General features: G+C 65.7%; 21 protein-coding genes and 1 tRNA gene. 13 read left to right on the top strand and 9 right to left on the bottom strand.

Features of this window, described 5'->3' with window-relative positions; translation table 11 throughout:
- Positions 1-48: 48 nt before the first annotated feature.
- Positions 49-1,470 carry a glutamate--tRNA ligase gene (gene gltX / locus ACW17Z_RS02275; protein WP_492057432.1) on the bottom strand — a complete coding sequence of 474 codons (1,422 nt, stop codon included), beginning with the start codon at positions 1,468-1,470 and terminating at the stop codon, positions 49-51.
- 115 nt (positions 1,471-1,585) lie between these two features.
- Between gltX and ACW17Z_RS02270 the strand changes: the two genes are divergently transcribed.
- Positions 1,586-3,655, top strand: a complete 2,070-nt coding sequence (locus tag ACW17Z_RS02270) for a ComEC/Rec2 family competence protein (RefSeq protein ID WP_492057431.1) — start codon at positions 1,586-1,588, stop codon at positions 3,653-3,655.
- Positions 3,656-3,716: 61 nt separating this feature from the next.
- Entirely contained in the window at positions 3,717-4,478 is a 762-nt protein-coding gene (locus tag ACW17Z_RS02265) for an isocitrate lyase/PEP mutase family protein (protein WP_492057430.1), read from the top strand.
- Here the strand turns inward: ACW17Z_RS02265 and ACW17Z_RS02260 are convergent.
- Together ACW17Z_RS02260 and ACW17Z_RS02255 are read right to left on the bottom strand one after the other, a co-directional pair.
- On the bottom strand, positions 4,475-5,113 hold the full coding sequence (locus ACW17Z_RS02260) for a DsbA family oxidoreductase (RefSeq protein ID WP_492057429.1): 639 nt from the start codon (positions 5,111-5,113) through the stop codon (positions 4,475-4,477). The genes ACW17Z_RS02265 and ACW17Z_RS02260 overlap by 4 nt on opposite strands.
- Before the next feature lie 8 nt (positions 5,114-5,121).
- Positions 5,122-6,447 (bottom strand): diguanylate cyclase domain-containing protein, encoded by a 1,326-nt coding sequence (locus ACW17Z_RS02255; protein ID WP_419317168.1) that lies wholly within the window; start codon positions 6,445-6,447, stop codon positions 5,122-5,124.
- Between the two features lie 265 nt (positions 6,448-6,712).
- Here ACW17Z_RS02255 and ACW17Z_RS02250 point away from each other — a divergent pair, with 265 nt between their 5' ends.
- Both ACW17Z_RS02250 and ACW17Z_RS02245 read left to right on the top strand, forming a co-directional pair.
- Positions 6,713-7,843, top strand: a complete 1,131-nt coding sequence (locus ACW17Z_RS02250) for a CaiB/BaiF CoA transferase family protein (protein ID WP_419317167.1) — start codon at positions 6,713-6,715, stop codon at positions 7,841-7,843.
- A gap of 215 nt (positions 7,844-8,058) precedes the next feature.
- The gene (locus tag ACW17Z_RS02245; RefSeq protein WP_419317166.1) at positions 8,059-9,006 is read left to right on the top strand and encodes a YihY/virulence factor BrkB family protein; all 948 of its coding nucleotides are present in this window, start codon (positions 8,059-8,061) and stop codon (positions 9,004-9,006) included.
- Here ACW17Z_RS02245 and ACW17Z_RS02240 read toward each other — a convergent pair.
- The 4 genes from ACW17Z_RS02240 to ACW17Z_RS02225 all read right to left on the bottom strand — a co-directional run bounded on the left by ACW17Z_RS02240 (position 8,978) and on the right by ACW17Z_RS02225 (position 11,000).
- Positions 8,978-9,211, bottom strand: a complete 234-nt coding sequence (locus ACW17Z_RS02240; RefSeq protein WP_419317165.1) for a sulfurtransferase TusA family protein — start codon at positions 9,209-9,211, stop codon at positions 8,978-8,980. The two genes, ACW17Z_RS02245 and ACW17Z_RS02240, sit on opposite strands and share 29 nt — an antisense overlap.
- The gene (locus ACW17Z_RS02235) at positions 9,204-9,944 is read right to left on the bottom strand and encodes a pseudouridine synthase (RefSeq protein WP_492057428.1); all 741 of its coding nucleotides are present in this window, start codon (positions 9,942-9,944) and stop codon (positions 9,204-9,206) included. Before ACW17Z_RS02235 ends, ACW17Z_RS02240 begins: the two co-directional genes overlap by 8 nt.
- Entirely contained in the window at positions 9,941-10,852 is a 912-nt protein-coding gene (locus ACW17Z_RS02230) for a class I SAM-dependent methyltransferase (protein WP_492057427.1), read from the bottom strand. The genes ACW17Z_RS02235 and ACW17Z_RS02230 overlap by 4 nt, the downstream gene beginning before the upstream one ends.
- A gap of 58 nt (positions 10,853-10,910) precedes the next feature.
- Positions 10,911-11,000 (bottom strand) — tRNA-Ser (locus ACW17Z_RS02225).
- Between the two features lie 281 nt (positions 11,001-11,281).
- Between ACW17Z_RS02225 and ACW17Z_RS02220 the strand changes: the two genes are divergently transcribed.
- The 6 genes from ACW17Z_RS02220 to ACW17Z_RS02195 all read left to right on the top strand — a co-directional run bounded on the left by ACW17Z_RS02220 (position 11,282) and on the right by ACW17Z_RS02195 (position 16,934).
- Entirely contained in the window at positions 11,282-12,019 is a 738-nt protein-coding gene (locus tag ACW17Z_RS02220) for a septal ring lytic transglycosylase RlpA family protein (protein WP_492057426.1), read from the top strand.
- A 54-nt stretch (positions 12,020-12,073) separates the two neighbouring features.
- Positions 12,074-12,700 (top strand): dTMP kinase, encoded by a 627-nt coding sequence (gene tmk, locus ACW17Z_RS02215; RefSeq protein ID WP_492057425.1) that lies wholly within the window; start codon positions 12,074-12,076, stop codon positions 12,698-12,700.
- Between the two features lies 1 nt (position 12,701).
- Positions 12,702-13,706: a DNA polymerase III subunit delta' gene (locus ACW17Z_RS02210; protein ID WP_492057424.1), complete on the top strand. Its 1,005-nt coding sequence runs from the start codon at positions 12,702-12,704 to the stop codon at positions 13,704-13,706.
- The gene (locus tag ACW17Z_RS02205) at positions 13,703-14,491 is read left to right on the top strand and encodes a TatD family hydrolase (protein ID WP_492057423.1); all 789 of its coding nucleotides are present in this window, start codon (positions 13,703-13,705) and stop codon (positions 14,489-14,491) included. The genes ACW17Z_RS02210 and ACW17Z_RS02205 overlap by 4 nt, the downstream gene beginning before the upstream one ends.
- On the top strand, positions 14,488-15,294 hold the full coding sequence (locus tag ACW17Z_RS02200) for an MBL fold metallo-hydrolase (protein ID WP_492057422.1): 807 nt from the start codon (positions 14,488-14,490) through the stop codon (positions 15,292-15,294). Before ACW17Z_RS02205 ends, ACW17Z_RS02200 begins: the two co-directional genes overlap by 4 nt.
- A gap of 152 nt (positions 15,295-15,446) precedes the next feature.
- Positions 15,447-16,934, top strand: a complete 1,488-nt coding sequence (locus tag ACW17Z_RS02195) for a CehA/McbA family metallohydrolase domain-containing protein (protein WP_492058473.1) — start codon at positions 15,447-15,449, stop codon at positions 16,932-16,934.
- Positions 16,935-17,115: 181 nt separating this feature from the next.
- On the opposite strand, the gene ACW17Z_RS02190 is transcribed toward ACW17Z_RS02195, so the two are convergent.
- Positions 17,116-18,411 carry a DUF5690 family protein gene (locus ACW17Z_RS02190; protein WP_492057421.1) on the bottom strand — a complete coding sequence of 432 codons (1,296 nt, stop codon included), beginning with the start codon at positions 18,409-18,411 and terminating at the stop codon, positions 17,116-17,118.
- A 522-nt stretch (positions 18,412-18,933) separates the two neighbouring features.
- Between ACW17Z_RS02190 and ACW17Z_RS02185 the strand changes: the two genes are divergently transcribed.
- The 3 genes from ACW17Z_RS02185 (at position 18,934) to ACW17Z_RS02175 (ending at position 22,679) form a co-directional block, all read left to right on the top strand.
- The gene (locus ACW17Z_RS02185) at positions 18,934-20,070 is read left to right on the top strand and encodes a TIGR03364 family FAD-dependent oxidoreductase (RefSeq protein ID WP_492057420.1); all 1,137 of its coding nucleotides are present in this window, start codon (positions 18,934-18,936) and stop codon (positions 20,068-20,070) included.
- Entirely contained in the window at positions 20,067-20,894 is an 828-nt protein-coding gene (phnX, locus tag ACW17Z_RS02180; protein ID WP_492057419.1) for a phosphonoacetaldehyde hydrolase, read from the top strand. Before ACW17Z_RS02185 ends, phnX begins: the two co-directional genes overlap by 4 nt.
- Before the next feature lie 198 nt (positions 20,895-21,092).
- Positions 21,093-22,679 (top strand): adenosine deaminase family protein, encoded by a 1,587-nt coding sequence (locus tag ACW17Z_RS02175; protein ID WP_492057418.1) that lies wholly within the window; start codon positions 21,093-21,095, stop codon positions 22,677-22,679.
- A 135-nt stretch (positions 22,680-22,814) separates the two neighbouring features.
- On the opposite strand, the gene ACW17Z_RS02170 is transcribed toward ACW17Z_RS02175, so the two are convergent.
- Positions 22,815-23,330: a GNAT family N-acetyltransferase gene (locus tag ACW17Z_RS02170; RefSeq protein WP_492057417.1), complete on the bottom strand. Its 516-nt coding sequence runs from the start codon at positions 23,328-23,330 to the stop codon at positions 22,815-22,817.
- Between the last annotated feature and the right edge of the window lie 106 nt (positions 23,331-23,436).

Genomic DNA, 23,436 nt, shown 5'->3' with positions numbered 1-23,436 from the left:
GATGGAACGAGCAGTCCAAGTTTCATTTCGCGAGTGCGTTATAGCGCCTCATGCGCGCACAGCTAGCGCGTCGTCAAGACGGCCGAGAGTCTCCTCGCGACCGATGGCGGTCATGATCTTGTTCAGGTCGGGCGCTTGTGACCCGCCCGTTAGAATGCCGCGCAGCGACGGGCCGAATTTGCCAAAGCCGACACCTTCGGATTCCGCGAAGGATTTCAACAGCGTTCCCAGCTCTTCCACGTCCCATTCCGGGTTCTGGGCCAGGCGATCGCGCAGGCGGCGCAGGCGCTCGACTGTTTCTTCGTTCAGTTGCTTGGCGGTTTTTTCCTCAAGCGCGAACGGGCGCATTTTCAGCGCGAATGCGCAGTGTTCCGCCAGCTCCAGGATGGTCTTGGCGCCTTCCTTGACCTGGGGAACGACCGCCAGCAGGCGAGCGGCCGCGTCTGTGGGCAAGCTGGCGCCCTGGGCGATCAGCGCCTTCAGGACAAGGTCGGCCAGACGGCTGTCATCGGCGACGCGCAGGTGCTGGCTGTTGATGTGATTGAGCTTGGCCCAGTCCAGGCGCGCCGGCGCCTTGACCACGTCCTTGACGTCGAACCATTCGATCGCCTGGGCGTCGTTGAAAACCTCGTCGTCGCCGTGGCCCCAGCCAAGCCGGGCCAGATAGTTGCGCAGGCCCTCGGGGATGTAGCCCATGTCCGCGAACTCGCCGACGGCCTGGGCGCCGTGGCGCTTGGACAGCTTGGCGCCGTCCGGACCGTGAATCAGCGGGATGTGGGCGAAGGCCGGCAGGTCCCAGTCCATCGCCTGATAGATCAGGGTCTGGCGGGCGGCGTTGTTGAGGTGGTCGTCGCCCCGGATCACGTGGGTGACGCCCATGTCGTGGTCGTCGACCACCACGGCGAGATTGTAGGTCGGCGCGCCGTCGGCCCGCAGCAGGACGAGGTCGTCGAGATCGGTGTTCTTGAACGTCACCGGACCCTTGACCAGATCGTCGACCAGGGTCTCGCCGTCGGCGGGGCCCTTGAAGCGGATGACGTGCGGCGCCGACGGATCGGCCGGCGGCGGCGCGTCGCGCCAGGGCGAGCGGATCGCGTGGCCTTCAGCGCGGGCCTTTTCGCGGGCGACTTCCAGTTCCTGGACCGTCATCCAGCAGCGATAGGCGCGGCCGCGCTCCAGAAGCTGCTGAACCACCTCGGCGTGGCGCGGCGCGCGGGTGTGCTGGAACACCGGCTCTTCGTCGGATTTCAGGCCCAGCCAGTCCAGGCCCTCGAAGATCGCGGCCACTGCGGGTTCGGTCGAACGCTCGCGATCGGTGTCTTCAACGCGAAGAAGGAACTTTCCACCCGTATGGCGTGCATATAACCAGTTGAACAGCGCTGTGCGTGCGCCGCCGATATGCAGGAAGCCGGTGGGCGAGGGGGCGAAGCGCGTGACCACGGCGCGGTCGGTGGAGGAGGGGTTCGACATCGAACTCAATGCTGAAAGGCAAGACGCCGCCGAGACGGCCGGGAACGCGCGCCGTGGCGCGGCTTGGGCGGCGCGTCTTAGCACGGCGCTTCGCGCATGGCCTAGTCCGCCGACAATGTTCCGCGTCCTGCGCGATGAGATGAGCGCCAATCTGGATCGCTGGTTCCTGTGGAGTCCGGTCTGGTTCGGCTTGGGCGCGGCGGCCTATCTTCAAGCGCCTTTCGAGCCCTCGCTCCCGCCATTGGCCTTTCTGACCCTGATCAGCGTCATGCTGTGGTGGCGCTGCCGATCCTCGCTCCGGATCTTGATCGTCTTGCTCGCCCTGTTCGCCTTTGCGATGGCGGGGGGACTCGCGGCGAAGATTCGCAGCGACAGGGTCGCCGCGCCGGTCATCGACGGCGAGCGCGCGCCGCGTCGCCTGGAGGGCTTCGTGGTCGATGTCGTCAGTCCAGGCGCGGGCGGACCTCGATTGCTGATCGCTCCGGTCGCCATTGGCGGCCTCACGCCGGCCGAGACGCCAAACCGGGTCCGGGTGACGGTCGACGCCATCGACTTGCCGCAGCCGGGCGATGCTGTGCGACTGCGCGCCATTCTCGGGCCCCCGCCGCCTCCGGCCGCGCCCGGTTCCTATGATTTCGCTCGTGACGCCTGGTTCAACGCCGTCGGGGCGGTCGGTTTCTCGCTCGGCGATATCAGAGAGACGCATCTGGATCCGCCGCCCTGGCGATTGCGGGTCACCATGGCTGTCAACGTCTTCCGCTGGCGCCTGGCCGAGCGGATCGTCGCGCACATGGGAACTGATAGTGGCGGGATCGGCGCGGCCATGGTCACCGGCCACGAGACCTGGATCACGCCAGAACAGACCGAGGCGATGCGCGCCTCGGGGTTGGCCCACATTCTTTCGATATCGGGCCTGCACATGGCCATCGTCGGCGGCTTCGTGTTCGGTCTGACCCGGCTGGGAATCGCGGCCTGGCCCTGGCTGGCTCTGCGCGCTCCGGGCAAGAAGATCGCTGCTGTGGCGGGCCTGACGGCCGTAGCGATCTATCTGGTCATCTCCGGCGCGCCGCCGCCGGCCGAGCGCGCGGCGATCACGGCCAGCGTGGCCTTCGCCGCCATTCTTTTCGACCGCCAGGCCGTAACCCTGCACGGCCTGGCCCTGGCAGCGCTGATCATCCTGGCGCTGCAGCCTGAAGCGGCCGCTGCGCCCGGGTTTCAGATGTCGTTCGCAGCCACCACGGCCCTGATCGCTCTGGCCGAAGCCTGGCCAAGGCCGATGCGCGAGATTTCGGTGCCCTGGCCGATCCGGGCGGTCCAGGCCGTCGGCGCCTGGCTGGCCGTCAGCGTTGGCGCGAGCTTTGTCGCCGGGCTGGCGACTGGTCCCTTCGCCATGCAGCATTTCAACCGTGTGGCCATCTGGGGTTTGCCGGCCAATCTCATCGTCGCGCCGCTATCGTCCTTCGTGATCATGCCGTTCCTGGCCCTGGGCACGGCGCTGGAAAGTGTCGGCTGGGGCGCGCCCTTCCTGTTGATCGCCGGCTGGGGCGTTGAGGCGATGGTCGATGTAGCCCGAAAATTCGAGTCGATTGGCGGCCAGGCCGTGGTCGCCAGCGCGCCGCCGTTCACCCTGGTTGTCGCGTTCCTGGGTTTGATGATTCTTTGTCTCTGGAGCGGACGACTACGCTGGCTCGGCGCACCCTTGGCGCTGGCTGTCGCTCTTTGGCCTCGCCCTCCGGCGCCTGACGTCTGGATCGCCGCCGACGGCGCCACGGCCGCTGTTCGGCAAGGCAAGGAGGCCGTCCTCCTGCGGCCGGACAACCGCCGCTTCGGCGCTGAACTGTGGGCGCGTCGACGGGGTCTGGCGATCGGCGAGACGCGTGGGTTTACGTGTTCGGCCTATGCCTGCCGGCCCCAGAGCGACGCGCCGGTCGCCGTCGCCCTGTCGTGGAGCCGCAAGGAGATCTCGGCGCAGGCGCTCGGAGATCTCTGCTCCGGCGCGGAGATCATTGTTCTTCGGGGAGATTTTTCGGGCGCGATGCCGACGGGCTGCGCCGATCGCATCGTCCTTACGGCTAAAGATTTTGCCGTCGGCGGCGCAGCCGAGCTCTATCGGCGCGACAATGCGTGGTGGATTGTATGGGCGCAGCCGCTGCGAGGGCGGCGGCCATGGTCAGGGTCGCATTGAGCGCTACTGCCACTCACTGTCACCATGAGGCACTATCTCTGACGGGTTCCCGGAGGATTTGATGTTGTCGCCCCAACTCGCCGCACGCCGCGCCGCCTTTCGCACCTTGCATGAGGACGGCTGTTTCATCCTGCCCAATCCATGGGACGCCGGAAGCGCCAGGCGTCTCGAAAGGCTTGGCTTCAAGGCTCTGGCGTCCACCAGCGCCGGGGCGGCCTGGGCCTTGGGGCAGGACGATGGCGGGCTGACGCGGGATCAGGTGCTGGCCCATCTGAGCATGCTCTGCGGCGCGACGGATCTGCCGGTGAATGCCGACTTCGAAGCTGGTTTCGCGGATGAAACTGAAGGGGTGGCCGAAAGCGTTCGGCTGGCCATCGCCACGGGGATCGCCGGCCTGTCCATCGAGGATCGTATCGGCCGTGACCTCTACGAGCCGACGCTCGCGATAGAGCGGATCAGGGCGGCGCGAGCGGCGATCGACGCCAGTGGTGAGGATGTGATCCTGGTGGGGCGAACTGAGGGATTCCTGATCGGGCGCAAGGACTTGGCGGCGACTGTCGAGCGTCTTGTCGCCTATGCTGAGGCCGGCGCCGACTGCCTGTACGCTCCCGGAGTGATCGACGTCGCTTCGGTCGCCGAGATCGTCAAGGCCGTCGCACCCAAACCGGTCAACGTCTTGATGGCTTGGCCGGGCCAGGCCGTTCAGCCTCTGGCCGACGTTGGCGTGCGCCGGGTGAGCGTGGGCGCCGCTCTGGCCGGGGCAGCTTGGGCGGGGTTTGACATCGCGGCCAAGATGCTGGCCGAAGAGGGCAGGCTGCCTTAGGCGCGCACCGCCTGATCAATGGCTTCGGCGATCCGTTCCGGCGATTCCGCCCCGACGACCGCGACCTTGCCGCCGAAGATCACATAGGGCACGCCGGTGACGCCGCCCTGCACCGCCATGGAATGCTCGCGGGTCACCGATTCCCGATCGGCGCCCTCGGACAGTAGCTGCAGCACGACCAGCCGCTCCATGCCGGCAGCTTCAGCGATATCGGCCAGCACCATGGGGTCGCCGATATCGCGGCCTTCCGTGAAGTAGGCGGCGAACAGGGCCTCGACCACCGCGTCCTGGACGCCGGCGGTCAGGGCCCAGCGGATCAACCGATGGGCGGCGTTGGTATTGGGGGATCTGTCGATGACGGCGAAATTGAAGGTAATTCCGTCATCGGCGCCGCCAGAGACCAGGGCCTCGTGCACGGCCTTCAGGCGTTCCGGATCCTTGAACTTGCTGGCCATATAGGCCTTGCGGTCGACGCCTTCCTCGGGAAGCGTAGGGTCCAGCTGATAGGGCCGCCAGATCAGCTTGGCCTCGATATCGGGTCGGAGAGCCATCGCAGCCTTCACGCGCCGCCAGCCCAGATAGCACCATGGACAGACGACGTCGGCGACAACGTCCACGATCATCGGCTGGTTCATCGCGGGTCTCAGCTGGCTTCGCGCTGCAGGGCCCGGGCGGCGGCCCGCTCCAGCGCCTTGACCGGCCCTTCGCCGGCTTCGATCTGGGAGACGCCGATGTCGAATTCGCAGACGAACGGCGGCCGGTCCTCGCCGGCGTCAAAGGCGGTGCAGCCTATGACCGCGGCGATCCGCTCGGCCGCAGCGCGCGCGGCGTCCTGGTTGGTGGCGGGCAGGGCCAGGGCGAAGACCTCCGGCGCCAGGCGGGCGGCGGTGTCCTCGACGCGGACAAGGCGGCCGACCATCGAGCCGATCTGGGGTATGGCGCGGTCCAGCCAGCCATTCTGACGCGCCCAGACGGTCTCGGGCTTGTCGGCGACCCGCAGGACGCAGATGGACAACGGACGGGAGCGCTCCCGCGCAGCGGCCGTCAGGCGCGCCAGGTGGGCGGCGAACAGATCGCGCGTGAAGAGGCCGGTGGCGGCGTCCATCAGGCCCGAACTGCGGGCCTTTTCCAGCGCCCCGCGGATCGACTCGCCACGCCTGTAGTTTCTGGCCAGTTCCATCACCCGGCGCGCGGTTTCGACCTCCGGCGTCTCCGGCGACGCGACGTCGGAAACGCCCCGGTGGAAGGCCTCCGACATGGTCACATAGCTTTCGGCCTTCAGATACAGCATGGCCGGAATGTGGAAGAGGCGCGTGTTGCGACGCATACCGGCCGCGATCGATAGGGCTTCCTGCTGGTTGTCGCCGGCCCACAGCACGACGGAATCGAAGGCCCGCTCGTGGAGGTAGTCGAACGCCGTGTAGGCCGTGAAGGCGCCCACGACCTCGGCGCCGCTGCGCTTGAGGGCGTTGGAAAGCGCAAGGAACTGCGGGGCTGGCTCACCGACCGCCAGGATGCGGAATGGCGAGGGCTGGGGTTCCGGCAGGTCCATCCGGCGACCGCGCTCGCCGAAGGTTTCGAGCCGCAACTCGAACTCCTCTTCGGCGATAGCTGTACGAACCAGAGACTCCAGACGCAGGGCCGCCTGGGACGGATGCAGCGGCGGCGAAAGCGTCAGGTCGAAGGCCTGGCTCTGCTGTCCGCCGTCGAGTTCGCCGATGGCGATCACGGGCAGGCGGCGCGGCGCGACGGCAGCCTTCAAGCGACGGGCGAGCGACTGGGTGTCGGGACCCGCGCTGGCTAGGTCGACGATCACGGCCTCGATCGGCAGGTCACCAAGCGCTGCGAGGGCGGCATAGGGCCCACGCGCGGTGATGGTCCGCCAGCCAAGCCGGTCCAGCCCCTCAGCCAGGGGGCCGGCGCGCAGGTCGTCGCGCGCCACGATCAAGATTCGGGCGTCAACCGCCACACTCTACCTCCGCCCGAAATCCAACTAACGCCGGCCGCACTCGACCGTCGGGATTCGACGACGCAACATAGCAGAGGCGTTCACGGGTGATAGGGACGCAACGTCGCGCCGGTGTGGTCAAATTGCTTTTGGACAATCGCCATGCGCGATGTCGCCCCACACGTGATCTCCGAGCCCTGGCGCCAACAGCCGCTTGCATGACCGAACGTCAGGACCTTTCTAGTCGATCCAACGGCTGCGCCGAAGAGTCGATGAGGAGACCACCATGGGCCAGGGGCCACTTTCAGGACTGAAGATCGTGGAGTTCGCGGGCATCGGTCCCGGTCCGTTCTGCGGCATGCTGCTGTCCGACCTTGGCGCTGACGTGATCCGGATCGACCGGAAGGGGCAGGGACGAGGGGGATCGCCGGCCGATGTCACCGCGCGCGGTCGCCGGTCTGTGGCGCTGGACCTGAAAAATCCCGCCTCCATCGAGACGTGTCTAAAACTGCTTGAAAGCGCTGATGGCCTGATCGAGGGCTTCCGGCCGGGCGTCATGGAGCGCCTGGGCCTTGGCCCGGATGTGGCGCTGGCGCGCAATCCCAAGCTCGTCTACGGCCGCATGACCGGATGGGGGCAGTTTGGTCCTTACGCCAAGGCTGCCGGCCACGACATGAACTACATCGCCATCACCGGGGCGCTGGACGCCATTGGCACGACGGAAAAGCCGGTCCCGCCCCTGAACCTGGTCGGCGACTTCGGCGGCGGCGCGCTCTATCTGGCGTTTGGCCTGCTGGCCGGCGTGATCCATGCCCGGGCGACGGGGCAGGGCCAGACGATCGACTGCGCCATGAGTGATGGCGCAGCCTCGCTGATGGCCATGTTCTACGGTTTCAAGGCGGGCGGCATGTGGAGTGAGGGACGCCGGTCCAATCTGCTCGACGGCGGCGCGCACTTCTATGACACCTATCAATGCCGCGACGGTGGCTGGATCTCGATCGGATCGATCGAGCCACAGTTCTATCTGCTGCTGCTGGAAAAGACCGGCATCACCGATCCGCAGTTCCAGCACCAGATGAGCCGCGAGGAGTGGCCGGAGCTGCGAGACAAGCTCGCCGCCGTGATCCGCACCAAGACTCGCGATGAATGGTGCGACCTGATGGATGGCACGGACGTCTGTTTCGCGCCGGTCCTGTCGATGGCGGAAGCGCCTGCGCACCCTCACAACGCGGCTCGAGAAACCTTCGTCGAGGTGGCTGGCGTGGTGCAGCCTGCGCCCGCGCCGCGTTTCTCGGCCACACCGGGAAAGATACAGGGTCCTCCGCCCTCGGTTGGGGGCGACAACGACACCGCACTGGCGGACTGGGGCTTTTCCGCCGAGGCGATCGCAAACCTGAAGACCACCGGCGCACTCTGAAAGCTGTCTGCCAGGCTATTGTCGTCGTTCAGCGTCGGTTCAGCCGCCGGTCCCTAGTTTGATCAGGTACCGGGCGTTGCGCCATCCGTCCCTCGATGTGGCGTTCGGTTTCAGGCTTGTCCTGCGGAGACGCGTCGCCTTCCCTGAGGCGGCGCGTCTTTGTCGTTGCGGCCGCGGGGTTGCGCCGGGAGAAGAGCGCGGGCAGGTTCCGGCCGATGCAAGACCCCCAACCCATCCGATGGCGCGATCTGGATCTGGACCCGATTCACTGGGCCCGCGAGGTCCTGCGCGTTCTTGGCCTTGCCCTGGCTCGGATCTGGGGGCGCGATGTCATGCTGTATGTCGGCGGCGTATCGTTCTTCGCCCTGCTTGCGGTCTTTCCCGGCCTGGCGATTCTCATCGGCCTCTACAGCCTTCTGCTGACGCAGCAGCAGGCCGCCGCCCAGGCGGAAAACCTTGCCGAACTGATGCCGTCGGGCGCGCGAGCGATGTTCGAGAGCGAACTCACCCGCATCGCCCACGCACCCGAACAGGCCGTTTCGGCCCAGAGCGCGGTCGTCCTGGTCATCGGCGCCTATGCCGCCCATCGCGGCTTCAAGGCCCTGTTGGCCGGTCTCTCGTTCATTCATGACGAGGAAGACCAGCGCGGATTCGTCGGCTTCAACCTTATGGCCCTGTTCGTGCTGATCGCCGCCTTTGGTCTGTTGTTCGTGATGTCCGGCATTTTTCTGATCTTCCGGCTGCTCGGAAGCGCGCTTCATCTGCGCCCGCTCGAGGGCGTTCCGTGGGTCCAGAGCGAGTGGACCTGGGCCAGCCTGGGCGTCGTGATCGGCATGACGCTGATCTACCGCTACGCCATGTCGCGCGCGCCTGTCGGCTGGCGGGCGTCGACTGCGGGCGGCGTCGCCGCGGCGGTCCTTTGCCTGTTCATGTCCTCCGCCAGCGCCTTCTATGTCGATAAGGTCGCCCAGCTGGGCGCCACCTACGGCTCGATCTCGGCGGTGATCATTTTCCTGATCTGGCTGTCGTGGAGCGTGAACGCCATCTTCCTGGGCGGTGCCCTGGCCACTGAGGTGGAGATCGCTCTGGATGAACGTCCCCGCGCCCTTGTTGAGGGACCGCGAGGCGTAACGCTCAAGACGCCTTCAGCACCAGAAAGCTGATCGCCCCGGCGTCTTCATCGGTGATCGCGACAACCGTCGCGCCGATACTGGCGGCAAAGTGTGGAACGTCGATACGCGCCAGCGGATCATCGGCGATCAGTCGCACCTCACTGCCCGCCGGCGCAGCTTCCAGGGCCCGCCTCAGGCGCAGGGTCGGCACGGGGCAGCGATGTCCCCGGGCGTCGACGAGGACGGGATTACTCATCACCAAAGACCCGCTCGGCCTCGTCGGCAGTCAGGATCCGGTGCTGTCCCGGTTCAAGGTCGGCGGGCAGGACCAGAGCACCGATCCGCTCCCTGTGGAGCTCGACCACATGGTTGCCGACGGCCGCAAACATGCGCCGCACCTGATGGTAGCGACCCTCTGTAATGGTCAGGCGAGCATGATGGGGATCGATCACAACCAGGTCCGCCGGCAGCAGGGGCTTTTCCTCGCCGTCCAGCATCAGTTCGCCCGCAGCGAACAGCGCGCCCTCCAGCCCACTCAAGGGGCGGTCGAGCGTCGCCAGATAGGTCTTGGGCACATGACGTTTGGGCGAGATCACCCGATGCAGATAGTCGCCATCATCGGTAATCAGAATCAGGCCGGAAGTGTCCTTGTCGAGCCGTCCCACGGTCGAGAGGCCCGGATCCCGAATGCGCCAGCGACGGGGAAGCAGGTCATAGATGCGCTCCCCGTCTTCCTTGTGCGAGCAGACCACGCCCAGTGGCTTGTGCATCAGCAGCACCAGTGGCGCGGGCGGATCGACCGGCGCGCCCCGGATGGTCATGCGTTCCGGGAGATCAGGGGTGACGGCGACCTTGGTCCCGACGTCCTTCAGAATCTTTCCGTCTAGCACGACCTTGCCGCTGGAGATCAGCGCTTGGACGTCCTTTCGGCTGCCATAGCCCAGATTGGCCAGCAGCCTGTCCAGCCGCGCCATCAGGGCCTTGGTCACTTGCGGGCCTCGTAGACCTTGTAGCCGTTGGTCTCGCCGGCCAGCCGGACCTTGGCGAAATGCTCGTTCAGGATCGCTTCGTAGGGAAGGTGGCGATTGGCCACCAGCCAGAGGTCGCCGCCTTTGCGCAGGCTGGCGGCGGCTGTCTTGATGAAGGCCTGCCCCAGTGAGCGATCCTCGCCGCCGGTTTCATGGAACGGCGGATTGGTGACGACGAAGTCAAGCTTGTCCAACGATGTGGCGGCCTGGCGGACATCGTCCCAGACGAACTCCGCACGCGGGTCTTCGATATTGCGGCAGGCTGCGTCGATGGCCCGGCGATCCAGATCGACCAGCGTCAGTTTGGTGACCTTGGGCGAGGCCAGAACGCTGCGGGCCAGCCAGCCGATGCCGCAGCCGAAATCGGCGCCTACGCCGGAAAGCGGCGGCAAGGTTTTCAGGAGCAGATCGGTGCCGGGATCCAGCCGATCCCAACTGAAGACGCCTGGCTGCGTCCACAGGTCGTCGGAGGCGCGGCGCGGCGCTCCCGCCTCGATGGCGGCTTCAAGCCCGACGGGTTCAGCGGGGCGAAGCGCGACGCAGATGCGATTGTGTTTCTTGGAGCTTTCGCCGACCACGCAACCGAAGGCCTCAAGCTCCTTTTTCAGTCGCAGTCCGCCGCGATCCTTGGGCCCGAACGCCGTCAGGCGGCCGTCGATGGCCAGGGTCCGTAGCGCATGGGCAAGAACGAACCGGCGCTCGACCACACCGGCCGGCGCGCGAATCGCGAAAGCCTCCAGTGATTGATCCGGGATCGAAGCCAGATCCGTTGCTCCGATCACCATGGGAGAGACCTGGATCGCGTCTGCGGCGACAGGCGCCAGATCGTGATCGGCCAGGCCGTAGAACGCGGTGCGAGCTGTAGACATTGGAATCCTGGACTTCCGCCGCGCCAGATCCTGCGGGTCCAGCGCGGCGGGGAGGGTGTGGCGGACAGAGTGGGATTCGAACCCACGGTAGACTTTCACCTACGGCGGTTTTCAAGACCGCTGCCTTAAACCACTCGGCCATCTGTCCGGAGCGGCGGCTATATCAGCGCGCCCCCGCCTTAACCAGACTGCAAAACAACTGATGCATGCTGAAAGTTCGGAAGGGCTCGCCCGCGTCGGAAAGACGTCAGCATGGTTGTGGATCAGCATCTTTGGCGCGTCCTGAGGAGCGCCGGCCTGGTGGCTATGGCGGCCGCTAGCCTGGCCGCCTGTTCCACGCCAAAGCCGCGCCTGGACACCAGGATCGACAGCAACAGGCACGTGTCGTCTTCGCCGCGCGGACCCATGGTGTCGCCATCCGGAAAGCCCTTGAGAGGAACCGAGAAGCCCTATCAGATCAAGGGGATCTGGTATTATCCCCAGGCCGACCCTGACTATGACGTCAAGGGTATTGGCTCCTGGTACGGCGAGCAGTTCCACAACCGCCGCACGGCCAACGGCGAGATCTTCGACATGGACGCCGTCTCGGCGGCGCACAAGACCTTGCCGTTGCCCAGCCTGGTCGAGGTGACCAATCTCGATAACGGCCGCAGGATGGTGCTGCGTGTCAATGATCGCGGCCCGTTCGTGGGTGATCGCGTTATCGACCTGTCGCGCGCCGCCGCCGATCAGCTTGGCTATCGTCGTCAGGGTGTGGCCCGGGTGCGGGTGCGCTATATAGGCCCAGCGCCGAAATCGTCATTTGATGGGCGCCAGTATGCCCAGGCGCCCGCGCCGCCTCCACCTCCGCCGCGCCGGGAGCCGCCAAGGCAGGATGCTGAGCCGGTCTGGCCCGCAGAGCCGCCGCCGATCCCCACCCAGATCATTCCCGCGCGGCAGGCTGCCTTCAAGGTCCAGGCCGGATCCTTCTCCAGCCGCGAGAACGCCGAGCGCGCCGTGGCGCAGCTGAAGACCGCAGGACGGGCGACAATTGAACCGCTTGAGCGCGCTAGCGGCACGCTTTATCGCGTCACCGTTTCGGCCGGCGAGGATGAGCTCCAGGCCTGGTCTCTGCGGGATCGCGTGGCGGCGCTGGGCTATTCCGGGGCCACCGTCCTGCGTCCCTGATGGGGTGTCGCGAGGCCACTGGACAATCGACGCGATCCGGCCGAATTGAGGCGGGTGATGCGCGGATCATTCATCAGTTTTGAAGGCGGGGAGGGGGCTGGAAAGTCGACCCAGATCCGTCGCTTGGCCGACCGCCTGACAGCGGCCGGCTTTGACGTTGTGCTGACCCGCGAACCGGGCGGCAGCCCTGGCGCCGAGACGATCCGCGACCTTCTGGTGAACGGCGACGCCGACCGCTGGTCGCCCGTGACAGAAACGCTTCTGATGTACGCCGCCCGCCGGGATCATCTGGAGCGGGTGATCCGCCCGGCCCTGGATCGCGGAGCGATGGTGCTATGCGACCGCTTCGCTGACTCCACTCGCGCCTATCAAGGCGCTGGCGGAGATGCCCCGGCTTCCCTGATCGCGGCGCTTGAGGATCACGTCCTGTCAGGCTCCATTCCGGATCTGACCCTGATCTTTGATATTCCCGCCACGATTGGCCTCGATCGTGCGGCGTCACGCGGCGGCGCGGCGCGATTTGAGTCCAAGGGGCTGGATTTTCATGAGCGTCTGCGGGCCGGATTTCTGGCGATCGCCCAGAAGGAGCCGGGGCGTTGCGCCGTGATCGACGCCAACGGCACGCCTGACCTGGTGTTCGAGTCGGTGTGGGACGTGGTTTCGACCCGCCTGAGCCTCTGAAATGGATGCGCCGCCGCACCCACGCGATGTCTATGGGCTGGACGGTCTCGGGGCGGCCGAAGCGTCTTTCCTTGATGCTCTGGGGCGCGGGCGTCTGCATCACGCCTGGCTGCTGGTGGGCCCCGAGGGGGTAGGAAAGGCGACCCTGGCCTATCGCATGGCCCGGCGCCTGCTGGGCGCGCAGCCCGACCCTTCCCATGGCCTGCTTGGCGCGGCCCCCTCTGATGTGGTCAGCCGACAGGTCGCCGCCCGCTCACATCCCGATCTTATGGTGCTGGAGCGCGCCACCGACGACGGCAAGGCGCGCAAGTCCATCCCGGTCGACGAGGCGCGCCGTCTGCCCGAGTTCTTCGCCAATTCTCCGGCGATCTCGCCCTATCGTGTCGCGATCATCGACGCGGCTGACGACCTGAACGTCAACGCCGCCAATGCGGTGCTCAAGACGCTGGAAGAGCCGCCTGCGCGCGGTGTCATCCTCTTGGTCAGTCACGCCCCTGGAAAGCTTTTGCCGACCATCCGTTCGCGCTGTCGCCGACTTGTCGTGCCCGCCCCGGGCGTGGAGGCGGCGACGAGCATGGTCGAGCAACGGGCTGGGCTGTCGCACCGGGACGCCGAACGCCTGGCCCGCATGGCGCATGGCGCGCCGGGCAGGGCGCTGCAACTGGCATCCTGCGGCGCTCTGGCCATGGACGACGCCGCCAGCGAGATTCTGCGAGGCCTGCCCGCCATTGACGAAGGCGCCTTGCTGGCCATGGCCGACACCTTTCGCGGCGGAGAGGGCGCAGCGCGTTTCGAGTTGCTGTTCGAACGTCTGGCCGATCAGGTTCACGCCATGACTACGCGCCTGGCGACGACCGGGTCTTCGCCTGCTCTGGATCGTTGGGCTGCTGTCTGGGAGCGCCTGTCGCGCTGGCCCGGGGAAGCCGAGGCCATCAACCTGGATCGCGCCGATGTATTCTGGAGCGCCATCTCGGACTTGCGCGCAGCGGCCAGGACGGCGATGTGAGCCGCATGCTCATCGACAGCCACGTCAATCTCCACGCCCACCAGTATGACGAAGACCGCGACGCGGTGATCGCCCGCGCCCGCGAAGCCGGGATCGGCCTGATGGTCACCATCTGCGACAAGGTTTCGTCATTCGAAGCGGTCCACGCCATCGCCATGGCCGAGCCAGACATCTGGTGCACGGTCGGCACCCATCCACACGAAGCCAAGGAAAACCCTGACCTCTCGGTCGAGGCTCTGGTCTCGCTGGCCAGCCGGCCGCGCGTCATCGGCATCGGTGAATGCGGCCTGGATTTCCACTACGACTTCTCACCCCGCGATGTGCAGGCCCAGGTGTTTCGCGTCCACGCCGCCGCCGCCCGTCAGACAGGCCTGCCGCTGGTCGTGCACACCCGCGAAGCCGACGAAACCATGGCGCAGATCCTCGAAGAGGAGCATGCGCGGGGCGCGTTCAAGCTGCTGATGCACTGCTATACCAGCGGTCCCGAACTGGCCGCCCGCGCGGCGGCCTTGGGCGCGTGGTTCTCCGTTTCCGGCATCGCCACGTTCAAGGCGGCCGAGGAGGTCAGGGCGATCATTCGCGACATGCCCGCTGACAGGATCATCGTTGAGACCGACTGCCCCTACCTCGCGCCCGTGCCGATGCGCGGCCGTCGCAACGAGCCGGCCTATCTTCCCCATATCGTTGACAAACTTGGCGATATTCGCGGCTGGACGCGCGCCGAGACCGAAGCGCGCACGGAGGATGCCTTCTTCGCCCTGTTCGACACGATACCGCGGCCATGACGGGCCAGCTGGAATTCACGATTTTGGGTTCAGGCTCCTCGGGCGGCGTACCGCGAGCCGACGGTGATTGGGGCGATTGCGATCCGGCTGACCCGCGCAATCTGCGCACGCGCTGTTCGCTCCTTGTCCGTCGGAAGGGGGAAGGCGGCCCGCTGTCCGAGACGACCGTCGTCGTCGATACGTCGCCTGATTTTCGTCTCCAGGCCGTAGCGGCCGGCGCTCGGCGCATGGACGCCGCGCTTTTTACCCACGACCATGCCGACCAGGCGCACGGGATCGACGATCTGAGGCCCTTCTTCCTCAATCAACGTCGGAGGATCCCGACCTATATGGATGAAGCCACGCATGCCGGGCTGACCCGTCGCTTCGAGTATGTGTTTGAAACGCAGGGCGGATATCCGGCCATATGCGAGCCCAGACCATTGCCGTCACACGGCGTAGCCTGGAGCCTGGACGGGCCGAGCGGTGAGATCCCGGTCCAGAGCTTTGACCTCGATCACGGCAATATCCGATCTGTCGGCTTCCGGTTCGGCGGCGTGGCCTATACGCCCGATGTGGTGGCCATTCCTGAGGAGAGTTGGCCCGCCTTGGCAGATCTGGATGTCTGGATCGTCGACGCCCTGCGCTGGACGCCGCATCCGACCCACGCCCATGTCGATCGGACCCTTGAATGGATTGCCCGCGCCAAGCCGCGCCGCGCGATCCTGACGAACCTTCATATCGATCTGGACTTCAATCAGTTGTCGTCGAAGCTACCAGCCGGCGTAGAGCCCGCGTTCGACGGCATGCGCGTGGTGATCTAGCCGCCTGCGGTTCCACGCGGTCCGCTTCCGACGCGTGGAATGCACTCGCCGCCCGTTCTGGCGCCTGCGATGGAAGTGTTGCAATTCATCGCTAAGGCGAGCCCATGCAAAAACCTGTTCTGCCTGTTCATGGTGGTCCGCGCGCCCGGGCCTTGAAGGTCGTACCTTTCCTTCTTGGCCTGATCGCGACGCCGCAATCTCCGTTGCAAGCCCATCCTGGCCACGCCGTCCGACCGGTCGCGCCCAAGGCCCATTCCCACCGACCCGTGGATCCCCAGAAACGACGATGGCTGGCTGGCGACCACCACGTCCACAGCTGGTTCAGCGTTGGGGTCAAGCCGGCGTCCGATCCTTCCCAACCGCCAGAACTGATCAAGGCCGGCGACGCCAGCAATCCCATCACGACCAACGCCAGCATGGCCGTCAGGCACGGCCTGTCCTGGATGGTCGCGACCGACCATGGTGGGCCCAACCATTCGAAGCTGAACCGGGACGAAGCCTATCCCGAACTGCTCCGCGCCCGGCGCATGACCCCTGAACTGCTGCAGTTCTGGGGCATGGAACTCGACACCCCTGCAGCCGAGCATTCCAGCCTGATCCTTCCCCGGTCCGCTTCGGAAAGCGACGAGCTGTTCGGGATAGAGAGTCGGTACAATCGGCGTGAACCTTGGCCGGCGGATCCCGCCCGCGACGAGGAGGCGTTCATGCTGGACGCCCTGCGCCACATGCAGGCGCTGCCTCAGCCACCCGTCGTCATTGCCAATCACCCGTCCCGCTCCGCCACCGGGGTCGGCCGCTATGGTCTGGTGTCACCGTCTGAACTGCGCGCCTGGAACGATACAGCGCCCGAGGTCGCCGTGGGCATGGAAGGCGCGCCCGGCCACCAGGCCACCAGCCTGAAGCCGGATGGCGCCATCGATCCCAAGGGTGATCGGGGTGGTTATTCGCGAGCGCCAACCATGGGCGGCTTCGACCAGATGACGGCGCGGCTGGGCGGTTTCTGGGACTCCATGCTGGGCGAGGGGCGTCGCTGGTGGATCACCTCCACCTCGGACTCCCACCGACACTATACGGACGGCGGCAGCGACTTCTGGCCCGGCGAATATTCCAAGACCTACGTCAAGGCCGAGCACACCTATGACGACGTCCTGGACGGTCTGCGCCATGGCCGGGTTTTCGTGACCCTGGGTGATCTGGTCTCCGAGGTGGAGGTGACCGCCACGACGGTCGATGGTGCTCGACGGGCCGAGATCGGCGGACGGCTGGAGGTTGACCCTGGCAGCGACGTGACGGTCATCATCCGCGTACGCGACCCGTCGGGCAAGAATTTCGGCGGCTATTCGCCCGATGTCGCGCGGATCGACCTCATCCAGGGCGAGGTCCAGGGACCGACGGCGGATCGTAGCCGGGACTTTAACCCGACCACCCGGGTCATCCGCAGCTTCTCGCCCGGCGCCTGGGCGCGGGAGCGTGAGGTTCTGTCCATGACCTATGTGCTGAAGGACGTTCGGCGATCCAGCTATGTTCGCGTGAGGGGCACGAACGGTTCTGAGGTCGAGCCGCAACCGGATCCGCTGGGAGAAGACCCCTGGTCCGACCTGTGGTTCTACGCCAACCCTGTCTTCATCACCGTCCGGTGAGCCGCGCCTGCGGAACGATACCCAAGCGCGGTGAAGCGCTTTCGTAGCGCTCCGTCACATCGGTCCTCAGTCCGACGCCAGCGTCAGCGCAATCGCCGCGACATCCTCCGGCACAGAAGCTGTCGGTGTTCCGGCCATGCTGCTGGTCAGGCGACCGTCAGTTGACCCCGGACGACGCCATCTATGATCGGGCCTGTTGATCGCGAGAGCCGGCGGCCGTGACCTTGAAGAACACCGCTGCAGCGGCAGTGCAGACGATGCCGACGATACTGGTGGCATAGGCGCTGGCGGTGAAGAACCGCAGCCAGTCCAGATCGACCATCGCTAAATTGCGCCAGACCAGCAGGGCGACGCTTCCCAGATAGCCCGACGCGTCAGCCAGATAGATCAGGAAGCCTGCAGTGCCAACCTGGCCGCTGAAGGCGATCATCCGATCAAACAGCATCGCGTTGAAAGGCGTGTAGGCCATGTACAGGCCGGCGCCCGTCAGGATCATCCAGGTCAGCGGCGACAGCAGTTGGGCCTGGAAAGCCAGGGTGGACCCGCCCAGCAGCACGAAGCCGGCCAGGATCACCGCGTGCATGACCAGCAACGCCCGGAGATTGTCGCGAACCACGATCACGGCGGCCATGACTACCAGCGCGATGGCCGCGACGGGCAATTCGCTGGCGGTGAAGACGCTGGACGCTCCGCCATAGCCCATGGCGCTCCAGATCTCGGCGGCGAAGTTGTCGCGGAAATCGCGGAACGCGGTCAGCAAAACATAGGCCAGAACCAGCAACACCACGCCGGGGCCATACGCGGCCATGAAGGCCCGACGCTGGACCTTGTCCATCGGCTGCCGTCGCACGCGCGCGGCCTCATCGTCGGCGCTGGGCGGCGGGAGCTGGGTCAGGGCCCAGACCGATACCGCCAGAAGCGGCATGAAGAGCACGCCGGTGGCGGCGGGCATCCAGAAGGGCGTGAGGTGGTGCTCGACCATCAGCCACTTGCCGACCGACTTCACAACGCCAGAGGACAGGATAAAGCTGGCGCACAGGATCGCGCCGAGCACCTCCGATGTCCGCCGGCCCTCCATGTAGCCAAACACCAGGCCCCAGATCATGCCGAGCGGCAGGCCGTTCAGAAACAGGGCTCCGACGTTCCACGGCGCAGGCGTGACCGCGAACAGGACCAAGGCCAGCCAGGACAGACCGATCAACGCCAGGATCGCCTGCCCCCGCCGCGCTGGGGAGATCTCGGAAATGACCTTTATCCCGATCATCTTTGAGATCGCATATCCGGCGACCTGGGCCAGCACCAAGGCTATCTTGTAATCTAGAACGAACGCCCATCCGTCGACGGCCCCGAACGTCGCGGCTGCAAACGGCTTCCGGAAGGCGTACATCGAGAAGTAGGCGCAGAAACCGGCCAAACCGGCGAAGAGCGTGAAGGCGAACGGGTGCGCTCGCTCAAGCCAGCGTGGCGAAATCGTCATGGAAAATCCCCCGATATAGAGTTTGGTCTATACCAATTTCGTGGCGGTTCGGTGACGTCCGCCTTTGGAGTTGGGCTATGTCGACATTTTTCTTAAGGCGTCTTGGCTCGTGGGCGCGAGGGCTGAGCGTGGAGGGCCCAGCTTTACCTCCCGTATCGCCGCGCCTGCGAGAAAATGAAGCGTCTCCCGCTGCTGCATGACCTGGTCGGGCCGACACTCGAATCCTGTTGGATAGGAGGATGAGAACCAAGGCGCATGTGGTCAAGCAACCGGATCAGACCATCAGCGAGCCCACAGGGCCATAGCGGGAGCTTCACGAAAAATTCGTCGAAATAGCAGCGTAATTGGTCTATACCAAACGGCGGGCAGATTCTGGCGCTGTCATTGTTTTAGCGATGTTTCTGGCGAGGTGCGGCTGGCGCTGCGCCTGTTCCGGGCAGCGAAAATCGCGTCGGCAGCCCCTAATCTGGCTGAGTCGTTCGCTTGTGATCCGGGACGGCCCTTTGGAGGCAAAAGGTAACCATGCGGCAGGAAAAATTCGATCTGGCCGTAGTCGGTGCGGGCATTGTGGGACTGGCTCACGCCTTGGCGGCCGTCCGGCTGGGCAAGCGCGTGGTCATCGTCGACCGCGACGCCCAGGCGAACGGAGCGTCTGTGCGCAATTTCGGCTTTGTGACGGTCACGGGCCAGGCGCGGGGCGAAGTCTGGTCGCGCGCGCGGCGGTCCAGCGCCGTTTGGGACGAGGTGGCCGCCGCCGCCGGTATCCCGATTGTTCAGCGCGGTCTGACCGTTCTCGCTCGACGCCCTGAGGCCAAGGCGGTCCTGCAGGCCTTCCTTGAGACCGAGATGGCCGAAGGCTGCGACTGGCTCGATGCCGGTCGGTTTGACGGCCGACTCCCAGCCACTGCGAAAGGGCAGGGAGCCTTGACCAGCACAGGGGATCTTCGCATCGAGTCCCGCGAGGCTATTCCGCGCCTGGCCCATTGGCTTGAGACGGCTCACGGCGTGACCGTTCTGCGCGGGGTGGCAGTGTACGGCGTCGAGACGGGACGACTGGAAACGGGAGCCGGCGACATCCTCGCCGACACTATCGTGGTCTGTCCGGGCGACGATCTCAGCACGCTGTTTCCGGGCGCTTTCGCCGGGGCTGCGGTCACACGCTGCAAACTGCAGATGCTTCGACTGGCCGATCCGGGGTGGCGGTTGCCGTCGCCGGTGATGTCCGACCTCAGCCTGGTGCGCTATCTGGGCTATTCGGCTCTGCCCCAGGCTGGGGCGCTGCTGGAGCGACTTCAGGCGGAGCAACCCGAGCACCTGGCGAACGGCGTGCATCTGATCGTGGTTCAAAGCGCTGATGGCTCGCTGGTGGTAGGCGACAGCCACCACTATGCGGCGACACCAGACCCCTTCAGCCACGAGCATGTCGACCGGCTGATCCTCGATGAGTTCGCCGCAGTGTTTGGTCAGGTCGCGCCGCCGGTCGTCGAACGTTGGACGGGGACCTATGCGTCTGCGCACGGCCATAGTCTGGTGGAGGCGCCGATGAGCGGCGTCCGTCTGGTGACGGTCACGAGCGGAACCGGGGCCTCCACGGCGTTTGCCCTGGCTCAGGATGTCATCGCCGACCTCTACGACCTTGAAGCTGGAGATCTGACATGACGCTGAACGCTATCAAGGCCGTTGTCTTTGACTGGGCCGGCACCGTGATCGACTTTGGGTGTCGGGCGCCGGTTGTGGCGCTGATCCAGGTATTTGGCGACAACTCCGTGAAGATCACCGACGCCGAGGCCCGGATCGACATGGGCAAGGCAAAGCGCGATCATATTCGCGCCCTGCTCGCCATGCCGCGCATCGCCGGGTGCTGGCGGGAGGCGCACGGCGTTCCCGCGACCGAGGACGATGTTTCGCGCCTGCACGACGCGGTGGAGCCGATGATGCGAGCGGCGGCCCGTGACGCGGCGCTACTCATTCCAGGCGCAGCCGAGTTGAGCGCGCGGCTAAGATCAGATGGCGTCCGGATCGGCTCATGCACCGGCTACACCCGAGCCATGATGGCCGATATTCTGCCATTGGCCGCCGAGCAGGGCTATTCGCCCGACGTCGTCGTTTGCGCTGGCGAGACGAGGGAAGGGCGCCCCTCGCCTTTGATGATGTGGAAGGCTCTGGTCGAATTGGGCGCCTGGCCAGCCGGTGCGTGCGTCAAGATCGATGACGCCACAGTGGGCATTGACGAAGGACTCGCCGCGGGAGCCTGGGTGGTGGGCCTATCGGCTTCCGGCAATGGAGTGGGTCTTTCCCGAGAGGCGCTTGCCGCGCTTTCGCAGGGTGAGCGCGATAGGCGTATCGCCGCCGCTGCGCAGGCGCTCGAAAGGTCAGGAGCGCACTATGTGGTCGAGAGCGTAGCCGATCTGGGCCCGGTCTTGGATGACATCGCGGCGAGGATCGCCGCCGGTGAGACGCCGGCCAAGCGCGTTCTGCCTTGAGCCCGCTAGGATCAGGGACAAACGCAGCCCTGAGGCGTCCTATCGGCGCTGCCTCCAACTGAATTCGTCGAGCAAGCGACGATGAGCCTGGTCGCTCATTGGCCGCCGTCGCGCCATTTGGCGTTCCCGGCATGAATGTGTGTTTGCCAGTCGGGGCAAATCACAGTGGGAAGGATGTGAAGCTTAGGAGCGTGGACGATGAGGGCGGACAAGGCGCGACGTGGGGCCCTGTTGAGTGTGGTCTTGGTCAATGGGTTTCTGGCCGCGACGGCCACCTGGGCCGCGTCCGCGACGTCAATCGAAGGCAAGGCGGCCGCGCAATTCAACGCCGTCGCCCACGATCGCGCGCAGCTGCGCCTGTTCCTGAAAAACATGCCCAAGGGCGGCGACCTGCACAACCATTTGTGGGGCGCGCCCTATGCCGAGGACTTCCTGGCCTGGGCCGCTGCTGATGGCCAGTGCCTCACCACCGGCGCGAAACCGGAGATCGTAACGGGGGCCTGCGACGGTCCGGGACGGACTTCGGCCAAAGATCTCGGGCGGCGCGATCCGGCCCTCTACAATCGGGCGATAGACGCCTTGTCGATGCGCAACCATGCGCCCGGCGCTGACGGGGCGGCGGCTTCCGGTCATGATCAATTCTTTTCGACCTTTGGCAGGTTCGCCGCATCGGCCGTACGCAATATGGGGCCGATGATCACGGTGACCCGCGACTATGCCGCCGGTGATCGTGTCAGCTATGTCGAGAGCTCTGCCAATCCAAACGCCATGCGGGCCTTCGCCGTCGCGGGACAGGCTGATTGGAACGGCGATTTCGAGAGCGCTTTCGCGCGACTGGCGCCGGGACTTGCGCCCATGGTCGCAGAGGTCGGACGTGAGATGGACGCCGCTCTCGCCGATGCCGACCGGCGCCAGGGCTGCGCACCGGGCGTTGCCATCAAGGCGGGGCCATGCGGCGTGATGCTTGGCTTTCAGCCTTTCGTCGAGCGGGCCCAGCCGCCGGGCTTTGTCTTTGCCCAGATGCTGGCGGCCTTCGCCCTTGTCGAGGCCGACCCTCGCTTCGTAGGGGTCAACATCGTCAATCCCGAGGACGACCCGATCTCGCTGGCCGACTATTCGCTGCATATGCGGATGTTCAGGTTCCTGGCCGCCCGCTATCCCAAGGCGCCGCTGTCCCTGCACGCCGGCGAACTGACCCTGGGCCTGGTCCCGCCCCGCGACCTCACCTTCCACATCCGCGAAGCCGTCGAGGTCGCCGGCGCCAAGCGGATTGGCCATGGCGTGGATATTGCCTACGAGGACGACGCTGAGGAGCTCCTGGCGCGCATGGCCCGCGAGCGCGTGGCGGTAGAGGTCAACCTGACCAGCAACGACGTCATCCTGGGGGTAAAGGGCGCGGATCACCCTATCGCCCTCTATCGCAAGGCTGGGGTGCCTGTGGTGTTGTCGACCGACGACGAAGGCGTCTCGCGCATCGACATGACGCACGAGTACCTGCGGGCCGCCACTGAGCATGGCCTGCGCTATGCTGATCTCAAGGGCATAGCCCGCGACAGCCTGGAGTACGCGTTCCTGCCCGGCGCCAGCCTCTGGATCTCGAAGGGTGTTCGCGTTCAGGCCTGCGCAGAGACAGGAGAGGTTTGTGACGCGTTCCTGGCCCAAAGCGTCAAGGCGACGGCGCAGTGGAGGCTCGAGCAGGATTTCGAAACGTTCGAGCGTTCGTTCAGCAATCGCCAGGGCCCGAACCGCTCAAAATCTGGGTTTACGCTAAAGCGCGCGCAGTAGAATTCTGTTCGCGAGGTTTCGGTCTGGACCTTGGCGCCGACGCTGCGTGTGCGGCGCCTGGTTAGGCGTTGCGTGAGGCGTTGCGTGAGGCGATGCGTCTGAGTGATTTGGATTTTCCGTGTGGGTGCTCTTCACCTAGAGCAGCAATCCAAACAGCCTGCAGTCACGCCGTTCACCGTCGCGATGGATATGGCCCTTGAGATAGCCTTCGGGCTCGAAGCCCAGCCGCTCCAGAAGACGCTCGGCGCGGGTGTCTCCCACGTGGGTTCGGGCGATCAGGCGCTTGAGGCCGATCGAAGCGGCGTGGGCCAGTAGTGCGCTAACGGCCTCCAGGCCATAGCCCTGGCCCCAACCCTCGCGGGCGACCATAAAACGCAGCTCTGCGCGATGATGTCGTTTATCAATATCAATCAGTTCGCAATAGCCCAAGAAGTCCTCGGTTTTCGACTGGCGGATCGCCCAGTAGTGGGCCTTGCCCTCGTCCATTTCGGCGACCTGGGCGATAACGCAGGCCTCGACCTCTTCAGGGTCATCGATGGGCGCCTGATCCCAGTGGGCCATGACCTCGGGATCGCTGAGGAACGGATAGACGTGCGGCGCATCCGACGGTGTCAGCGGCGCCAGGGTCAGTCGCTCGGTTTCAAGGATCATTTGGGGTTTTGGCTTCGCGCTGAGGTCTTGAGTTGACGGGCGTCCTTCCCAGCTATGGCGTGAGCGCGCCGCTAGTGGTAGAGGGGCCGCTTCGTTTTTCACGGCG

It is taken from the genome of Caulobacter sp. GSs2, from assembly GCF_058680895.1.
This window is presented reverse-complemented; position numbering and strand designations above follow the sequence as displayed.

Bases quoted from the DNA above. Each gene is read 5' to 3' on its own strand.
- ACW17Z_RS02230 (WP_492057427.1), bottom strand. From the start codon at position 10,852: ATGTCTACAGCTCGCACCGCGTTCTACGGCCTGGCCGATCACGATCTG.
- ACW17Z_RS02170 (WP_492057417.1), bottom strand. From the start codon at position 23,330: ATGATCCTTGAAACCGAGCGACTGACCCTGGCGCCGCTGACACCGTCG.
- ACW17Z_RS02260 (WP_492057429.1), bottom strand. From the start codon at position 5,113: ATGAACCAGCCGATGATCGTGGACGTTGTCGCCGACGTCGTCTGTCCA.
- ACW17Z_RS02185 (WP_492057420.1), top strand. From the start codon at position 18,934: ATGCGGCAGGAAAAATTCGATCTGGCCGTAGTCGGTGCGGGCATTGTG.
- ACW17Z_RS02240 (WP_419317165.1), bottom strand. From the start codon at position 9,211: ATGAGTAATCCCGTCCTCGTCGACGCCCGGGGACATCGCTGCCCCGTG.
- ACW17Z_RS02175 (WP_492057418.1), top strand. From the start codon at position 21,093: ATGAGGGCGGACAAGGCGCGACGTGGGGCCCTGTTGAGTGTGGTCTTG.
- ACW17Z_RS02265 (WP_492057430.1), top strand. From the start codon at position 3,717: ATGTTGTCGCCCCAACTCGCCGCACGCCGCGCCGCCTTTCGCACCTTG.
- ACW17Z_RS02200 (WP_492057422.1), top strand. From the start codon at position 14,488: ATGACGGGCCAGCTGGAATTCACGATTTTGGGTTCAGGCTCCTCGGGC.
- ACW17Z_RS02245 (WP_419317166.1), top strand. From the start codon at position 8,059: ATGCAAGACCCCCAACCCATCCGATGGCGCGATCTGGATCTGGACCCG.
- phnX (WP_492057419.1), top strand. From the start codon at position 20,067: ATGACGCTGAACGCTATCAAGGCCGTTGTCTTTGACTGGGCCGGCACC.
- ACW17Z_RS02270 (WP_492057431.1), top strand. From the start codon at position 1,586: ATGTTCCGCGTCCTGCGCGATGAGATGAGCGCCAATCTGGATCGCTGG.
- gltX (WP_492057432.1), bottom strand. From the start codon at position 1,470: ATGTCGAACCCCTCCTCCACCGACCGCGCCGTGGTCACGCGCTTCGCC.
- ACW17Z_RS02210 (WP_492057424.1), top strand. From the start codon at position 12,702: ATGGATGCGCCGCCGCACCCACGCGATGTCTATGGGCTGGACGGTCTC.
- ACW17Z_RS02250 (WP_419317167.1), top strand. From the start codon at position 6,713: ATGGGCCAGGGGCCACTTTCAGGACTGAAGATCGTGGAGTTCGCGGGC.
- ACW17Z_RS02190 (WP_492057421.1), bottom strand. From the start codon at position 18,411: ATGACGATTTCGCCACGCTGGCTTGAGCGAGCGCACCCGTTCGCCTTC.